15 protein-coding genes are annotated in these 14,440 nt (G+C 61.5%); 9 read left to right on the top strand and 6 right to left on the bottom strand.

Annotated elements, in window-relative coordinates; all coding sequences use genetic code 11:
* Positions 1-2 precede the first annotated feature (2 nt).
* Together ACR0FC_RS11325 and ACR0FC_RS11320 are read left to right on the top strand one after the other, a co-directional pair.
* Positions 3-2,906 (top strand): DNA translocase FtsK, encoded by a 2,904-nt coding sequence (locus ACR0FC_RS11325; RefSeq protein WP_170341316.1) that lies wholly within the window; start codon positions 3-5, stop codon positions 2,904-2,906.
* A 39-nt stretch (positions 2,907-2,945) separates the two neighbouring features.
* Complete coding sequence (locus tag ACR0FC_RS11320) at positions 2,946-3,542, top strand: LolA family protein (protein ID WP_170341318.1); 597 nt, start codon at positions 2,946-2,948, stop codon at positions 3,540-3,542.
* Between the two features lie 12 nt (positions 3,543-3,554).
* Here the strand turns inward: ACR0FC_RS11320 and ACR0FC_RS11315 are convergent, their stop codons facing one another.
* Positions 3,555-4,136, bottom strand: coding sequence for a transglycosylase SLT domain-containing protein (locus tag ACR0FC_RS11315; RefSeq protein ID WP_093964271.1), 582 nt, complete (start codon positions 4,134-4,136; stop codon positions 3,555-3,557).
* Between the two features lie 188 nt (positions 4,137-4,324).
* Between ACR0FC_RS11315 and hspQ the strand changes: the two genes are divergently transcribed.
* Positions 4,325-4,651, top strand: a complete 327-nt coding sequence (hspQ, locus tag ACR0FC_RS11310) for a heat shock protein HspQ (RefSeq protein WP_170341320.1) — start codon at positions 4,325-4,327, stop codon at positions 4,649-4,651.
* 24 nt (positions 4,652-4,675) lie between these two features.
* Here hspQ and ACR0FC_RS11305 read toward each other — a convergent pair whose 3' ends face one another.
* From ACR0FC_RS11305 to ACR0FC_RS11295, 3 genes are all read right to left on the bottom strand, one after another.
* On the bottom strand, positions 4,676-6,253 hold the full coding sequence (locus ACR0FC_RS11305) for a gamma-glutamyltransferase family protein (RefSeq protein ID WP_170341322.1): 1,578 nt from the start codon (positions 6,251-6,253) through the stop codon (positions 4,676-4,678).
* Between the two features lie 188 nt (positions 6,254-6,441).
* A complete protein-coding gene (locus ACR0FC_RS11300) occupies positions 6,442-6,903 on the bottom strand; it encodes an ATP-binding protein (RefSeq protein WP_170341324.1) in 462 nt (153 codons plus the stop codon).
* A gap of 20 nt (positions 6,904-6,923) precedes the next feature.
* Entirely contained in the window at positions 6,924-7,262 is a 339-nt protein-coding gene (locus tag ACR0FC_RS11295; protein ID WP_170341326.1) for an STAS domain-containing protein, read from the bottom strand.
* A 100-nt stretch (positions 7,263-7,362) separates the two neighbouring features.
* Here ACR0FC_RS11295 and ACR0FC_RS11290 point away from each other — a divergent pair, with 100 nt between their 5' ends.
* Together ACR0FC_RS11290 and ACR0FC_RS11285 are read left to right on the top strand one after the other, a co-directional pair.
* On the top strand, positions 7,363-8,535 hold the full coding sequence (locus ACR0FC_RS11290) for an acetyl-CoA C-acyltransferase (RefSeq protein ID WP_170341327.1): 1,173 nt from the start codon (positions 7,363-7,365) through the stop codon (positions 8,533-8,535).
* A gap of 73 nt (positions 8,536-8,608) precedes the next feature.
* Positions 8,609-9,064, top strand: a complete 456-nt coding sequence (locus tag ACR0FC_RS11285) for a GAF domain-containing protein (RefSeq protein ID WP_093964276.1) — start codon at positions 8,609-8,611, stop codon at positions 9,062-9,064.
* A gap of 5 nt (positions 9,065-9,069) precedes the next feature.
* Here the strand turns inward: ACR0FC_RS11285 and ACR0FC_RS11280 are convergent, their stop codons facing one another.
* Together ACR0FC_RS11280 and ACR0FC_RS11275 are read right to left on the bottom strand one after the other, a co-directional pair.
* Positions 9,070-9,966: a cation diffusion facilitator family transporter gene (locus tag ACR0FC_RS11280; protein ID WP_170341329.1), complete on the bottom strand. Its 897-nt coding sequence runs from the start codon at positions 9,964-9,966 to the stop codon at positions 9,070-9,072.
* A 38-nt stretch (positions 9,967-10,004) separates the two neighbouring features.
* Positions 10,005-10,277, bottom strand: coding sequence for a DUF1294 domain-containing protein (locus ACR0FC_RS11275; protein WP_170341332.1), 273 nt, complete (start codon positions 10,275-10,277; stop codon positions 10,005-10,007).
* 116 nt (positions 10,278-10,393) lie between these two features.
* Between ACR0FC_RS11275 and ACR0FC_RS11270 the strand changes: the two genes are divergently transcribed.
* Genes ACR0FC_RS11270 through ACR0FC_RS11255 form a run of 4 tightly spaced genes read left to right on the top strand, consistent with a single transcriptional unit; the run spans position 10,394 to position 14,434 of the window.
* On the top strand, positions 10,394-10,963 hold the full coding sequence (locus tag ACR0FC_RS11270) for a helix-turn-helix domain-containing protein (RefSeq protein ID WP_093964278.1): 570 nt from the start codon (positions 10,394-10,396) through the stop codon (positions 10,961-10,963).
* Positions 10,963-11,586, top strand: coding sequence for a LysE family translocator (locus tag ACR0FC_RS11265; protein ID WP_170341334.1), 624 nt, complete (start codon positions 10,963-10,965; stop codon positions 11,584-11,586). The genes ACR0FC_RS11270 and ACR0FC_RS11265 overlap by 1 nt, the downstream gene beginning before the upstream one ends.
* 4 nt (positions 11,587-11,590) lie before the next feature.
* On the top strand, positions 11,591-11,971 hold the full coding sequence (locus tag ACR0FC_RS11260; RefSeq protein WP_170341336.1) for a GFA family protein: 381 nt from the start codon (positions 11,591-11,593) through the stop codon (positions 11,969-11,971).
* Positions 11,972-11,986: 15 nt separating this feature from the next.
* Complete coding sequence (locus tag ACR0FC_RS11255; protein WP_170341337.1) at positions 11,987-14,434, top strand: GcvT family protein; 2,448 nt, start codon at positions 11,987-11,989, stop codon at positions 14,432-14,434.
* Positions 14,435-14,440: the final 6 nt, after the last annotated feature.

The raw sequence follows: 14,440 nt of genomic DNA, 5'->3' as shown, positions 1-14,440 counted from the left end.
ACATGGCATCTTACAACGCGCGCAACCGCGACCCATTGTTGGACAGCACTACCCAGGCCGCGATCGAGCGGCGCAGCAAGGAACTGATCGGGATCGCCTTGATCTTGGCCGGCCTGGCCGCCGCGGCGATGATCTGGTCCTACACGCCGGATGATCCGAACTGGATGGTCTCGACCGACGCGCCGGTGCAGAACTGGCTGGGCCGGTTCGGCGCTTCGATCGCCGCGCCGTTGTTCATGATCGTGGGCTGGGGCAGCTTTGGCATCGCGCTGGTGCTGGTCGGCTGGGGCGTGCGGTTCGCCGGCCATTTCGGCGAGGATCGCGCCGTGGCCCGCCTGATTTTCGCGCCGATCTGGATCGCCGTCCTTTCGGTCTATGCCGCGACGCTGGTGCCCGGAGCTGAATGGCGAGCGACGCACAGCTTTGGCCTGGGCGGCCTGTTCGGCGATACGGTGATGGGGGCGCTGCTGACGCTGTTGCCCATCTCGTCGCATTTCATGGTCAAGCTGATGTCGCTGGCCATGGCGGCCGGTATGCTGGCGTTGGGCGTTTTTGTTCTGGGCTTCACCAAGTCGGATGTCCGGCGCGGGTTCCGGACTTTCCTGCTGGGTCTGGTGATGGCCTATGACATGCTGATGACCGCGCTGGGGCAGGGGGCGTCGGCCACGGCCCGTGCCGCGCAGGCGCGCCGGGAAAAGTGGCAGGAACGCAAGGCAACCCAGGCCGCCGGTGCCGAATTCGAGGATGAACTGGCCTATGCCGATCCGGTCTTTGAAGAGCCCGAGATCGCTGCACCCGAGCCCGTCAAAACGGGCCTGCTTGCGCGCATGCCCGGCCTGATCCGCCGCCCCGAGCCGATGCCCGAACCCGAACTGGTCGACCCGGAACCCGTCACCGGATATGACGAGATGCCGGGTGAGGACCGGATCCGCTCAAAGATTTCCGCGGTGATCCAGAACCGCAAGGTCGCCACCGGTGAAATCGCGCCCGAGCCTGATCCGAACCGCCCGCTGACCAAGGGGCGTGGCCGTGGCCCCGACCCGCTGATCCTGAATGCGCCGCGAGCGGGCAACCTTCCGACCGAGCCTCCACTGACTGCTGCCGGGCTTCCGCCCGAGCCGCCGTTGACCAGTCAGCCAGCGCAGCCTTATGCGGAAATTGAGACGTTCACCGAAGACCAGGTCTCAGAGTATTCGCCTTTGGACGCCGACGACGATCAGGTGTTCGAGGATGCAGAAGACCCAATCGCTGAGGCGCGTCCGGCGATGAAGATCCCGGTTGCCGAACCGCGCAAGCCAGTTGTCGCGCAGCCTGTCCGGCGCAATGTCCTGCCCTCGCGACGGGCTCAGGCCGAGGCTCAGCCCAGCCTGTCCTTCGAAGAGCGGCACACGGATTTCGAACTGCCGCCGCTCAGCCTGTTGACGAACCCGTCGGGCATCCCGCGACATCACCTGAGCGACGAGGCGCTGGAGGAAAACGCGCGGATGCTGGAAAACGTGCTGGATGACTATGGCGTCAAGGGCGAGATCGTCAGTGTCCGCCCCGGCCCCGTCGTCACGATGTACGAGTTGGAGCCCGCGCCGGGCCTGAAGGCGAGCCGCGTGATCGGGCTGGCGGATGATATCGCCCGGTCGATGTCGGCCCTGTCGGCGCGGGTCTCGACCCTGCCCGGACGCTCAGTCATCGGCATCGAACTGCCCAACGAGAACCGCGAGATGGTGGTCCTGCGCGAAATCCTGGCAAGCCGCGATTTCGGCGACGGCACCCATGCGCTTCCGCTGGCGCTGGGCAAGGATATCGGCGGCGACTCGGTCGTGGCCAACCTGGCCAAGATGCCTCACCTGCTGATCGCCGGGACGACCGGTTCAGGCAAGTCGGTGGCAATCAACACGATGATCCTGTCGCTGCTCTACAAGCTGACACCGGATGAGTGCCGCCTGATCATGATCGACCCCAAGATGCTGGAGCTTTCCGTCTATGACGGCATCCCGCACCTGCTGTCGCCGGTGGTGACCGACCCGAAAAAGGCGGTGGTCGCCCTGAAATGGGTCGTGGGCGAGATGGAGGACCGCTATCGCAAGATGTCCAAGATGGGCGTGCGCAACATCGCCGGCTACAACGGCCGGGTGAAGGACGCGCTGTCCAAGGGCGAGATGTTCAGCCGCACGGTCCAGACCGGGTTCGACGACGAAACCGGAGAGCCGATCTTCGAGACCGAAGAGTTCGAACCCAAGGCCATGCCCTATATCGTCGTCATCGTCGATGAGATGGCTGACCTGATGATGGTGGCCGGCAAGGAGATCGAAGCCTGTATCCAGCGTCTGGCGCAGATGGCACGGGCCTCGGGCATCCACCTGATCATGGCCACGCAGCGGCCCTCGGTAGACGTCATCACCGGTACGATCAAGGCTAACTTCCCGACCCGGATCTCGTTCCAGGTGACGTCGAAAGTCGACAGCCGGACCATCCTGGGGGAAATGGGGGCCGAGCAGCTGCTGGGGCAGGGCGACATGCTGTATATGGCTGGCGGAGCCAAGATCACCCGCTGCCACGGGCCGTTCGTGTCCGATGAAGAGGTCGAGGAGGTGGTGAACCACCTCAAGCAGTATGGTCCGCCGGACTATGTCGGCAGCGTGCTGGATGGACCGTCCGAGGACAAGGCCGACAATATCGACGCGGTTCTGGGCCTGAATACCGGCGGCAACACCAATGGTGAGGACGCCCTGTACGATCAGGCGGTTGCCATCGTGATCAAGGATCGCAAGTGTTCAACCTCGTACATCCAGCGAAAACTTGCCATCGGCTACAACAAGGCCGCGCGGCTGGTCGAGCAGATGGAGGACGAAGGCGTTGTTTCGGCAGCAAATCACGTGGGCAAACGCGAAATCCTCGTCCCGGAACAGTAGGATATTTAATAACAAGGGCAGAGCGCATATCTGTGTGTCATGAAACAGATTGCCTTTGCCCTTGCCCTTGCTTTGACTGCCCCGGCAGCCTGGGCCGCCGACAAGCTGCCCTTGTCGCAGATCTCGAACTATCTGAACGGATTGAAGGCCGTTCAGACGACGTTTACCCAAGTCAACGATGACGGATCGCTGAGTACCGGCAAGCTGTGGCTGCAGCGCCCCGGCAAGATGCGGTTCGAATACGATCCGCCCAACAGTGCGGTCGTGCTGGCTAATGCCGGCACCGTGATGGTGTTCGACCCCAAATCAAACCAGCCGCCCGAGCAGTACCCGTTGAAGCGCACGCCGCTGTCGCTGGTTCTGGCGCGCAACGTGAACCTGTCGCAGGCCAACATGGTGGTCGGCCACACATTTGATGGCACAGCCACGGTCGTCACCGCGCAGGACCCGAAAAACCCCGAGTCCGGACGGATCGAGCTGATGTTCACGGCAAATCCGATCGAGTTGAGGAAATGGGTCATCTACGACAACGCCGGGGGTCAAACCACGGTGCTGCTGGGACCCCTCAACGAAGATGTCAGAATCGACAGTGACCTGTTTTCGAACAAGGCGCGGCGCGGGTCAGAAAACCGCTGACCCGCGGCTCTTTCAGTAGCGGCAGCTGGACAGCTGCGCCTGGTACATCTGCGCACGTGCATCCACGTCGTTGGCTACGTTCAACAGCCATGTTTTACCGTAGTGGCTGCCGCGTGCGTAACCCGCGCGACCTTCGTGATACGCCAGATATTGGTTCCGCGTGTCGCTGGTCGAGATGCCGATCTTCTGACTGCTTTTGTTCATGTACCATCCGACGAAATCTGACGCGTCACGAATGCGGTCACGCTTGGCGCGCCGCTTCCCAGTTTCGCGCTGATATTCTTCCCAGGTTCCGTCGAGGGCCTGGCTGAAGCCATAGGCGCTGCTCTGACGGCCCATCGGAATAACCCCCAGAACATATTTGTGGGGCGTCCGCGCGTCGTGACGATAGCGGCTTTCTTGGTAGATGGTTGCCATCTGGACATGAACCGGGACACCCCATTTGCGTTCGGTGCTTTTGAACGCCTTGATCATGTCCGGCCGCTCGCGCGCGATGGCGCAAGCGTCATTGAGGTTGCTGGGCGGACGCTGTGCGCCGCCCCCACAGGATGCCAAAAACAGCACCCCGAAGAGTACGAGAAGTTTTCTGCTCATGTGCCTCGTGCCTTTTTTTCTTTATTCTAGCGCAGATTGCAGGCTGAGGAAATCACAATCGTATAAGAAACTGTGCAGCAGGCCGCCGACTGTCAGGCATAGGTTCACAGACTGTTTCCGGGAATTTCAGATCAATGATTGGCAATTGCCGGCGGAAAGGTTTAGTAAGTGCCTTGGGGGCTGAAACAATGCTGAAGACACATGCAAAGTACCGCCTGGGCCAGGTGGTTCGTCACAAGAAACATCCCTTCCGAGGGGTGATTTTTGACGTGGATCCGGAATTTGCGAACACCGAGGAATGGTACGAGGCAATTCCCGAAGACAGCCGCCCGATCAAGGATCAGCCGTTCTACCATTTGCTGGCCGAGAACGATCAATCCTTCTATGTGGCTTATGTATCAGAGCAAAATCTGATTGCCGACCAGTCAGGCGAACCTGTTGATCATCCTGACATTCCCAACATGTTCGGGCCGTTTCAGGACGGCAGCTATCCGCTGCACTTCCAACTGAACTGATGCGGTGCTGACGCCGTTGCGGCGTCAGTAACCCAAAGCGCAGCCGTCCTTTCGGGGGTCGCTAGCGCCTTCCAATACTCCGCTTTGATGGATTCGGATCGCCTGTGCACCGCCCAAAGGTGTTTCCGTATCGACGACATTGTGACCCAAGTCTGACAATTGTTGCGCGATCCTGCGATCGTAGCCGGGTTCGATCTTCAAGATTGAACCGTCGGCAAAAACGCGGGGCGCGTCGACGGCGTGCTGCAGCCCCAAGTCGAAATCCAGAAGGTTGGAAACCAGGCGCGCGTGGCCCGTCGGCTGATAGGCCCCGCCCATCACGCCGAACGGCATGGCAATCTGGCCGTTTTGCTTCAGCATCGCGGGAATGATGGTGTGCATCGGGCGCTTGCCGCCGCCTAGCTCGTTCGGATGCCCCGGTTCAAGGTTGAAACCACATCCGCGGTTCTGCAGGAGAATGCCGAACTTTTCCGAGGCGATGCCCGATCCGAAGCTGTGGAAGATCGAATAGATCAGAGAAACAGCCATACGATCCCGGTCGACGACCGTGACATAAACCGTGTCCTTGTGCACCGCTTCGGTCAGCGGGGCGGCGGCGGTCATGGCGCGCCGGGGATCAATCAGCTCGGCCAGCTTTGCCGCCGTTTCCGGCGCCAGAAAATGTTCCATGCGCGACGTATGATCCGGGTCGGCGATGAACCGGTTGCGTGCATCGTAGGCCAGCTTGGTCGCCTCGGCTTCGATATGCGCCCGTTCGGCGCCCCACGGGTCCATGCCGGCAATGTCGAAATGCTTAAGGATGTTAAGAAGCAGGATCGCAGTCGCGCCTTGTCCGTTCGGCGGATGTTCAAGCAGTTCAGCGTTGCGGTAGTCACCTCCAACCGGTGAGGCTTCGATGAACTTTGTGTCGTGAAAATCGGTGGCCGAATGAATCCCGCCTCGGGAATTCAAGGCAGCCAGCATGTCATCGGCGATTTCGCCCTCGTAAAAGGCGTCACGCCCATTTCGGGCCACGCGACGCAGGACTTCTGCCTGACCCGGAGCGCGAAACATCTGACCTGTCGTTGGGGCGCGGCCGTCGATCAGATAGTGATCCCGCGCTGCGCCCTGCAGTGTTTCGGCCCCGAGCGACCAGTCATGCGCAACGCGGGGTGCAACTGGAACGCCCGTTTCGGCATAGTGAATTGCAGGTTGAAGAAGGGCCTCGATCCCCAATCGGCCCTCGGCTTCTGACAGGTGGCAGAATGCGTCGACGGCGCCGGGGATTGTCACCGCTTCGGGGCCGTCAAGTGGCACCGTAGCCAACCCACGAGCCCGCAGATCTTCGGCCGAGGCTGCAGCGGGCGCCCGCCCAGAGCCGTTCAGCGCGCGAACCGTCGTTTCGCCCGCGCGATTGAAAAGAACGAAACAGTCGCCACCCAGACCTGTCATCTGCGGTTCGCAGATGCCCAGAAGTACGCCCGCGGCAATGGCGGCGTCCATTGCGTTTCCGCCGCGGCCCAGAATATCCAGCGCCACCTTTGCAGCCAGCGGATGCGAGGTTGCGCACATCCCTTCGGTCGATAAAACCTCGGAACGGCCGGGGGCGTGGAAATCGCGCATGGAATGGGTCTCCTCCTGAACGCGTCGACACTAGGGTGCCGTTGGCTGATGTCCAGTCATTTCAAGGAGAAGGTCCTCGGCGCCGTTCACTGGGTGGGGGCTGTGACACATGGCGCCGAGGGAAGCTATCTGAGCTACCCCTTGTTTCTGCCAGTCGTTTGCGGCGCGACAATGGTCCGATCTGGGCGTTATTGTGGCCGATCCGCTTTTTTTGTGCGCTCAAACCGCAAGAATAGCAGGTTTTGGCCGTTTCTGCGGTCATACCGCACCTCGTCGGCCAATGTGCGGATCAGGAACCAACCGAATCCACCTTCGGGCAGGTTTGAAGTATCGGTTTCCACACTGGCAGGAATGCCATCAGGCATCTTCAGGCCGGGCAAGGGGTGCCCGGTGTCAGTGATCTGGACCTCCAGGTAATCTTTGGAGTCCAGCACGGAAACCCGGACAATTCCGGGCGCGCGCTCAGCATAGGCGTGTTCGACAACATTGTTGATCGCCTCGGCCAACACGATCTTGATGTCGGCAGTCTTTTGCCCCGGCAAGCCGAAATTTGACAGCCCTGCCTGCAGCGAAGCAATGGCGCGGCTGGCCTCGGCTTCGACGGCAGGGAACGCCACTTCGAGTCGGCCGTCTTCGCAGTTGACTGTCACGCCATTTGCCCCCTGGCGCTTCACTCCAACTCGGAGGCCAGCGCGTCATCCAAGTTGGGATGCAGTTTGAAAACCGTATCCATACGCGTCAGCCGAAAAACCTTGGCCACGACAGGCTGCAATCCCGCCAGTTCCAGCCCGCGCCCATTTCCAAGTTGCTTCATGGACGCCACGATCGCGCCCAATCCACTGGAGTCTATGAACTCGACCGCAGACAGGTCCAGGATGATCCGACCGGCGCCATCTGCGGTTTGGGTCCGCATGTCTTCCTTGAACTGTATCGCCATGGCGGCGTCGATGCGGGCGGCGTCGACTGTGATGATCTGCGTTTCGCCTGTCGTTTTGCTGCTCAGTGCCACGTGACTCCCCTCGGATTCCGTCGATCGATCGTAGAAATACGCTAGACGGCATTTCTTACCATTCGGTATCCAAGCACACGACAAAAGGAGGAGTCGTCACATGAAAGAGGTTGTGATCGCTGGTGCGGCCCGGACGCCGATGGGCGGGTTTCAAGGAATGTTCGACGGCGTGCCTGCGGCAGAACTGGGTGGCGTCGCCATTCGTGCGGCGCTTGAAAACGCCAAGACGCAGACGGTCGACGAGGTTTTGATGGGCTGCGTTCTGCCCGCCGGTCAGGGGCAGGCTCCGGCGCGGCAGGCAGGGTTCGCGGCAGGTCTGGGTGAAGAGGTACCTGCGACCACACTGAACAAGATGTGCGGGTCGGGCATGAAGGCGGCAATGATGGCGTTCGATCAGATCGCGCTTGGCCATGCAGACTCGATGGTTGCGGGTGGAATGGAAAGCATGACGAATGCGCCCTACTTGCTGCCCAAGATGCGCGGCGGGGCGCGTATCGGTCACGGCCAGGTGGTGGATCACATGTTCCTGGACGGGCTGGAGGATGCCTATGACAAGGGCCGCCTGATGGGCACTTTTGCTGAAGACTGCGCCGAGGCTTATCAATTCACCCGAGAGGCGCAGGACGAATACGCGTTGAAGTCGCTGTCGAATGCGCTCGAAGCGCAGGCCAGCGGGGCCTTCTCGGACGAGATCGCAGCCGTCACGGTCCGAAGCCGCAAAGGTGAAATCATTCAGGATTCGGATGAGCAGCCCAAATCGGCGCGGCCGGAAAAGATACCGACGCTGAAGCCGGCATTCCGCAAGGATGGCACGGTGACGGCGGCCAATTCCTCGTCAATCTCGGATGGCGCGGCGGCGCTGGTTCTTGCCGCGGCTGACACGGCTGAGGCGCGCGGCCTGAATGTCCGTGCCCGCATCCTGGGCCACGCGAGCCACGCCCAGGCGCCCGGCCTTTTCACGACGGCTCCGGTCCCGGCCGCGCAGAAGCTGCTGGAACGGATCGGTTGGAGCAAGGACGACGTGGACCTGTGGGAAGTGAACGAGGCTTTTGCCGTTGTTCCGATGGCCTTCATGCATGAAATGGGCCTGCCGCGCGACAAGGTCAACGTCAACGGAGGCGCCTGCGCCCTTGGTCATCCGATCGGTGCCTCAGGTGCACGCATCATGGTGACGCTTCTAAATGCACTCGAGAAGCGTGGCCTGAAGCGCGGAGTGGCCGCGATCTGCATCGGAGGCGGTGAAGGCACTGCAATCGCGATCGAGCGGGTTTGACGCTTTGGCATTTTGCCATTAGCTGAACCGGGCCGCAGCGGTTGCGGCCCGGTTGCACTTTGGAAATGACCCCATGAAAGCTGACTACGCGCTCTTGTCCAAAACCATCGAAGCCCTGACGGAAGGTGAAACTGATCAGGTCGCTCTGATGGCCACCGTCGCCTGCGAGGTGCATCACAGCGACGACCGCTTTGACTGGACGGGGTTTTACCGTGTGACCGAGCCGGAGTTGTTGAAGATCGGACCCTATCAAGGCGGGCACGGGTGTTTGGTCATTCCATTCTCCCGCGGGGTCTGCGGGGCAGCGGCGCGCACCGGAGAGGTTCAGCTGGTCCCGGATGTGGATGCGTTTGAGGGGCACATTGCCTGCGCCTCGTCGACCCGGTCCGAACTGGTTCTGCCGGTGCGGGATTCTGCGGGGCAGGTCATCGGGGTCTTTGATATCGACAGCGATCAGCCCGATGCGTTCGAGCAGGCCGATGCCGAAGGGCTGTCGCGTATCCTCGCGCAGGTTTTCGGGCGTCTGTAGAACCTTTATTCCGGTTCGATCCCCGAGGCTTTGAGCTGAGAGTCCGGCTCCACGTGAATGATGGTCCGGGCCTCGGGCAGCTTTTCCGCGATTGCATCTTCGATCGCGTCGCAGATGTCGTGGGCGTCACCGACTGTCATGTTGCGATCGACGACTAGGTGAAATTCGATGAACACGGCTTTGCCGGCCCGACGTGTGCGCAGATCGTGGATCTGCAAGGCTCCCTGAGACGAGTTCCGAACGGCGGCTTCGATGATGTCCGTGTCCTCGGTGTGGGCCGCGGAATCCATCAGATCTCCGGCCGAATGGAAAATGACCTTCCAGCCTTCGCGCAGAATATTTGCGGCCACCAGAATGGCCAGCAGCGGGTCAAGAACGGCCCAGCCTGTCAGCAATACGAGGATCAGTCCCAACAAGACCCCGGCCGAAGTCCAGACGTCGGTCATCAGGTGGCGTCCATTGGCCGTCATGGCCGGCGAGCGCCGTTTCTGACCCGCCGAGATCAGCACGCGTGCCCAGACCAGGTTCAGGACCATGGCCGCGGCGTTCACTGCCAGTCCGATCGGCCCGAGTTGGTCCAGGTGTGGGGCGAACAAGGCACCCCAGGCTTCCTGAATGATCAGGATTGCGGCGAGAACGATCAGAGTCCCCTCGGCGATGGCCGAGAAGTTCTCGGCCTTGTGATGTCCGAAAGGGTGATTGCTGTCGGCAGGACGCTCCGCCATCCGAATGGCGAACCACGCCAGCAGCGCGCCAACTACGTTGACCAAAGATTCCATTGCGTCGGAATACAGAGCGACCGACCCGGTCAAATGCCATGCCAGGACCTTGAGCAGCAGCACCAGCAGGGACACCGCCACTGACCCGATGGCCAGCGCCTGGGACGAAGTTCTGTCAATCATGTGCAACCATTGCCCGATCGCACTGCCAATTTCCAGTTTCAAACAGAACTGTAGGTGAGGAACAGGTAGATCGCGCCCGCCTGCAGAGCCGCAATGGCATACAGCAGAGTCGTCAGCCGCTTTTTCCGAGTCTTGTGTCCGAATATCCAGCGACCCAGCAAAGCTGAGGGGCTGCCGCCCAACAGCGCCAGTCGCAAAAGCCACTTCTCCGGGACACGCCGCCTGCGTCGGATCGCCCGCAGCTTGTCCCAGCCGAACACCAGCAAAGTCAACGCGTTGATGGCCCAGAAATACAGAATGACGATCCACATTCCGCAGCCATAGCGTGGAAGGATCGGGACCGGTAGTGAAAAATATCTTGGAATTTTCACCGATTCGGGACATCGTGAAAAATGTGACGTAAATTTCATGACTCGGAGGGGAAAGCGTGAACGATCAGGCCCATATCGCTGCGACGCTGGGGGCGGACATTCGCGCGCTGCGCAAGGCGCGCGGGTTGACGCTGACCGATATCGCTTCGCGGTTGGACCGGTCGGTGGGCTGGCTTAGCCAGGTCGAGCGCGATTTGTCTGCTCCGTCGATCTCGGATCTGCGCCTGATCGCGGAATGCCTGGGCGTGCCAATGTCGATGCTGTTCGCCCACACCGGCGTTCTGGCCGAGGAACAGGGCTATGTGGTGCGCGCCGGTTCGCGCCGGCCGATGGGGTCGGGCGAGGAAGGGCTGATCGAGGAATTGCTGTCACCTGACCTGACCGATGATTTCGAGATGGTGCATTCCACCTTTGAGCCCCATTCCCGGATGCAGACCCCGGCCAACCGTCCGACGCAAGAGGTTGGATACATGATCTCGGGCCGTCTCGACCTGACGATCGGAGGCCGAAATTTCACCGTCGGCGTCGGGGACAGCTTTCGGATCAAGCACGAACCCTACCAATGGGCAAACCCTTACGACGAGCCCGCCGTGGCCGTCTGGGTGATCGCTCCGCCGGTGTACTGATGAGCTTTGAGGCCTGGACCATATTCGCGATGTTCTGGGTGGTGTTCGTGACCACGCCGGGTCCGAATGCGGTGAATTGCATCTCGAACGGGATGAGCCTGCCATTTCCCAAGGCAATGCTTGGGGTCCTGGCGATCCTGACCCAGGCCAGCGCCTTTCTGATCCTGTCGGCTCTGGGGGTGACGGCCCTGATCGCGGCCTCGCCAACCGGGTTTTTCGTGGCCAAACTGATCGGGGCGGGGTTCCTGATCTGGATGGGACTCCGGGGGTGGGTGAACGCCACGCGTCCCGCACCGGCCAGCCAGCGCCCGGCCCGCCATGTCTATCTCCATGCTTTGGCTGTCGCCACGATCAATCCAAAGAGCGTCGCAGGTTACCTAGCCGCGTTTTCCCAGTTCGTGCAGCCCGATGTGCCGATCTGGCAGCAAATGGCGATCATCATGCCGACGGCGCTGATCATCACGACGCTCAGCTACACCGGGTTCACACTGTTGGGTGCGGTGATGGGGCGGGCGGCGCTGGGCGCCGTGTTCAACGTCTGGGTGCGCCGCGTCATGGCCACCTGTTTCATCATTTATGGCGTCCTGCTGGGAACCAGCGCGGCACCTGCAGGAAAGGGATAGAGCCATGCAAAAAGGATCGTGCCTTTGCGGTTCGGTGGCCTTCACGATCAACGGAGAGCTGTCACCGCCCTCGGCCTGCCACTGCGGGCAATGCCGTCGGCAGTCAGGGCATTATTGGGCCTCGACCGCGACCCACCAGGACAACCTGACCCTGAACAGCAGCGAAACGCTGGGATGGTTCCAGGCTTCGGACACGGCCCGGCGTGGTTTCTGCAAGGCATGCGGAAGCTTTCTGTTCTGGCAACACAAGGACGAAGACACGATTTCGGTTTCGATGGGGGCTCTGGACCAGCCCACTCAGTTGAAACTGGCTCGCCACATCTTCGTGGCGGACAAGGGCGACTACTACGACATCACGGATGAACTGCCCCAAAGGGCACAATGACAGGGATCTAGAAAAATGAGCGATTTTCCGACCAAGGCCCGCGTGGTCATCATTGGTGGCGGCGTCGTAGGGGCGTCCTCGCTGTACCATTTGGCCAAAAAGGGCTGGACCGACTGCGTTCTGCTGGAAAAGAACGAGCTGACCGCAGGTTCGACCTGGCACGCGGCCGGCAACGTGCCGACCTTCTCGACCTCTTGGGCGATCATGAACATGCAGCGCTATTCGACCGAGCTGTATTCACGTCTTGGCGAAGAGGTCGACTACCCGATGAACTACCACGTGTCGGGATCAATCCGTCTGGCGCACAGCAAAGAGCGGATGCAGGAGTTCCAGCGGGCCATGTCGATGGGCCGCTACCAGGGAATCCCGATGGAAATGTGGACGCCGGAGCAGGCCAAGGAACGCTACCCGTTCCTGGAAACTCATGATCTTGAGGGCGTTCTGTATGACCCGACCGATGGGGACATCGACCCGGCGCAGCTGACCCAGGCGCTGGCCAAGGGCGCACGCGACATGGGACAGAAGATCATCCGGTTCTGCCCGGCCACCGGCGTGACCCAGCATGACGACGGCACCTGGACCGTCCACACCGAAAAGGGCGACATCGACTGTGACTATGTCGTCAACGCCGCCGGCTACTACGCGCAGCGTGTGGGCGAGTGGTTCAAGCCTTATGGCGGCCGCACCGTGCCGGCGATGGTCATGAGCCACCAGTATCTGCTGACTGACGAGATCCCCGAGGTCGAAGCCTGGTCGAAGGAAAACGGTGGCAAGCTGCCGCTGCTGCGCGACGTGGATATCTCCTACTACCTGCGACAAGAAAAGCACGGCTTCAACCTTGGCCCATACGAGCCCAACTGCAAGGGCCACTGGATGACCGAGGACGACCCGATGCCTGAGGATTTCAGCTTTCAGCTGTGGAACGACGATCTGGACCGGATCGAGGACATCGTCACTGACGCGATGGAGCGTGTGCCGCTGATGGCGACCTCGGGCGTGGGCCGCGTGATCAACGGGCCGATCCCTTATGCGCCCGACGGCCTGCCGCTGATTGGCCCGATGCCCGGCGTCAAGAACGCCTTCGAGGCGCATACCTTCACCTTCGGCATCGCCCAAGGCGGCGGTGCAGGCAAAGTGCTGGCCGAATGGATCGTGGATGGCGCCACCGAATGGGACATGTGGGCCGTCGATCCCCGCCGCTATACCGACTACACCGATCAGGATTACTGCAATCAAAAGGGCATGGAGGTCTACGGCAACGAATACGCCATGCACTTCCCGCATCATGAATGGCCCGCCGCGCGCGACAAGAAGCTGTCGCCGGTTCACGCCAAGGTCAAGGAACTGGGCGGCGTCATGGGCGTCTACAACGGCTGGGAGCGCGCCAACTGGTTCGCGCAGCCGGGGGATGACACCTCCGAGGAAAGCACCCACACCTGGGGCCGCTCGGGCCCGTGGGAGCAGCGGATCAAGGAGGAATGCGAGGCCGTGCGCGACTATTGCGGCGTGCTCGACCTGCCGGGTTTCTCGCGGTTTGTCGTCAAGGGCGAAGGCGCGGCCGAGGCGCTGCGCGGGCTGGTCACCGGCGGCCTGCCCAAGGTAGGCCGGATCAACCTGGTCTACATCGCCGACGACCGCGGCCGCATCCTGACCGAGATGTCCTGTATGCGTCTGGGTGAGGATGACTTCGTGATGATCACCGCCGCCACCGCGCAATGGCACGACCGCGACATCCTTATGAACGCGATGCCCGCGGGTGTCACGGTCGAGGACGTGACCACCACCCGAGATACGCTGATCGTGACCGGTCCGAAATCGCGTGAGATCCTGTCGGGTCTGACCGATGCCGACCTCTCTCTGGGTTGGCTGACCCATCAGGCCGCCACCGTGGCCGGACAGCCCGCCCACCTGATCCGCGTGTCCTTCGCCGGCGAACTGGGCTGGGAGGTGCATGCGCTCAACGAGCACATGCCCGCGATCTATGATGCGATCCTAGCCGCCGGGGCCAAGCCGTTTGGCATGTATGCGCTGAACAGCCTGCGCATCGAAAAGGGATACCGCGCGTGGAAGGGAGATCTCAGCACCGACTACTCGCTGCTGGAAGGCGGGTTGGAACGCTTCGTCAAGTTCGACAAGCCTCAGGATTTCCCCGGCAAGGCCGCCTTGCTGGCGGAAAAGCAGCGTGGAGTGAAGAAGTCTTTCGTCACGCTGGTCGTCGAGGCCGGTGACTGCGATGCGCCTTACATGTCCTGCATCTGGCAGGGCGATCAGATCGTGGGCGAGACCACATCGGGCGCCTGGGGCTATCGTGTCGGCAAGTCCGTCGCGCTGGGCATGATCAAGGCCGATCTGGCCAACCCGGGCACCGAGCTCGAGGTGGAAATCTACGGCGAAAAGTGTCGCGCCGTGGTACAGGAGGATCAGCCGCTGTGGGATCCCGCAAACGAGCGGCTGCGCGCCTGACACAAG

This window comes from Ruegeria sp. BB9 (assembly GCF_056539345.1).
Note: the sequence above shows the minus strand (reverse complement) of the source record. Positions and strands in the feature narration are given on the sequence as shown.

Coding starts and splice junctions, on each gene's coding strand:
- ACR0FC_RS11325 (WP_170341316.1), top strand. CDS start 3: ATGGCATCTTACAACGCGCGCAACCGCGACCCATTGTTGGACAGCACT.
- ACR0FC_RS11320 (WP_170341318.1), top strand. CDS start 2,946: ATGAAACAGATTGCCTTTGCCCTTGCCCTTGCTTTGACTGCCCCGGCA.
- ACR0FC_RS11315 (WP_093964271.1), bottom strand. CDS start 4,136: ATGAGCAGAAAACTTCTCGTACTCTTCGGGGTGCTGTTTTTGGCATCC.
- hspQ (WP_170341320.1), top strand. CDS start 4,325: ATGCTGAAGACACATGCAAAGTACCGCCTGGGCCAGGTGGTTCGTCAC.
- ACR0FC_RS11305 (WP_170341322.1), bottom strand. CDS start 6,253: ATGCGCGATTTCCACGCCCCCGGCCGTTCCGAGGTTTTATCGACCGAA.
- ACR0FC_RS11290 (WP_170341327.1), top strand. CDS start 7,363: ATGAAAGAGGTTGTGATCGCTGGTGCGGCCCGGACGCCGATGGGCGGG.
- ACR0FC_RS11285 (WP_093964276.1), top strand. CDS start 8,609: ATGAAAGCTGACTACGCGCTCTTGTCCAAAACCATCGAAGCCCTGACG.
- ACR0FC_RS11280 (WP_170341329.1), bottom strand. CDS start 9,966: ATGATTGACAGAACTTCGTCCCAGGCGCTGGCCATCGGGTCAGTGGCG.
- ACR0FC_RS11275 (WP_170341332.1), bottom strand. CDS start 10,277: ATGTGGATCGTCATTCTGTATTTCTGGGCCATCAACGCGTTGACTTTG.
- ACR0FC_RS11265 (WP_170341334.1), top strand. CDS start 10,963: ATGAGCTTTGAGGCCTGGACCATATTCGCGATGTTCTGGGTGGTGTTC.
- ACR0FC_RS11260 (WP_170341336.1), top strand. CDS start 11,591: ATGCAAAAAGGATCGTGCCTTTGCGGTTCGGTGGCCTTCACGATCAAC.
- ACR0FC_RS11255 (WP_170341337.1), top strand. CDS start 11,987: ATGAGCGATTTTCCGACCAAGGCCCGCGTGGTCATCATTGGTGGCGGC.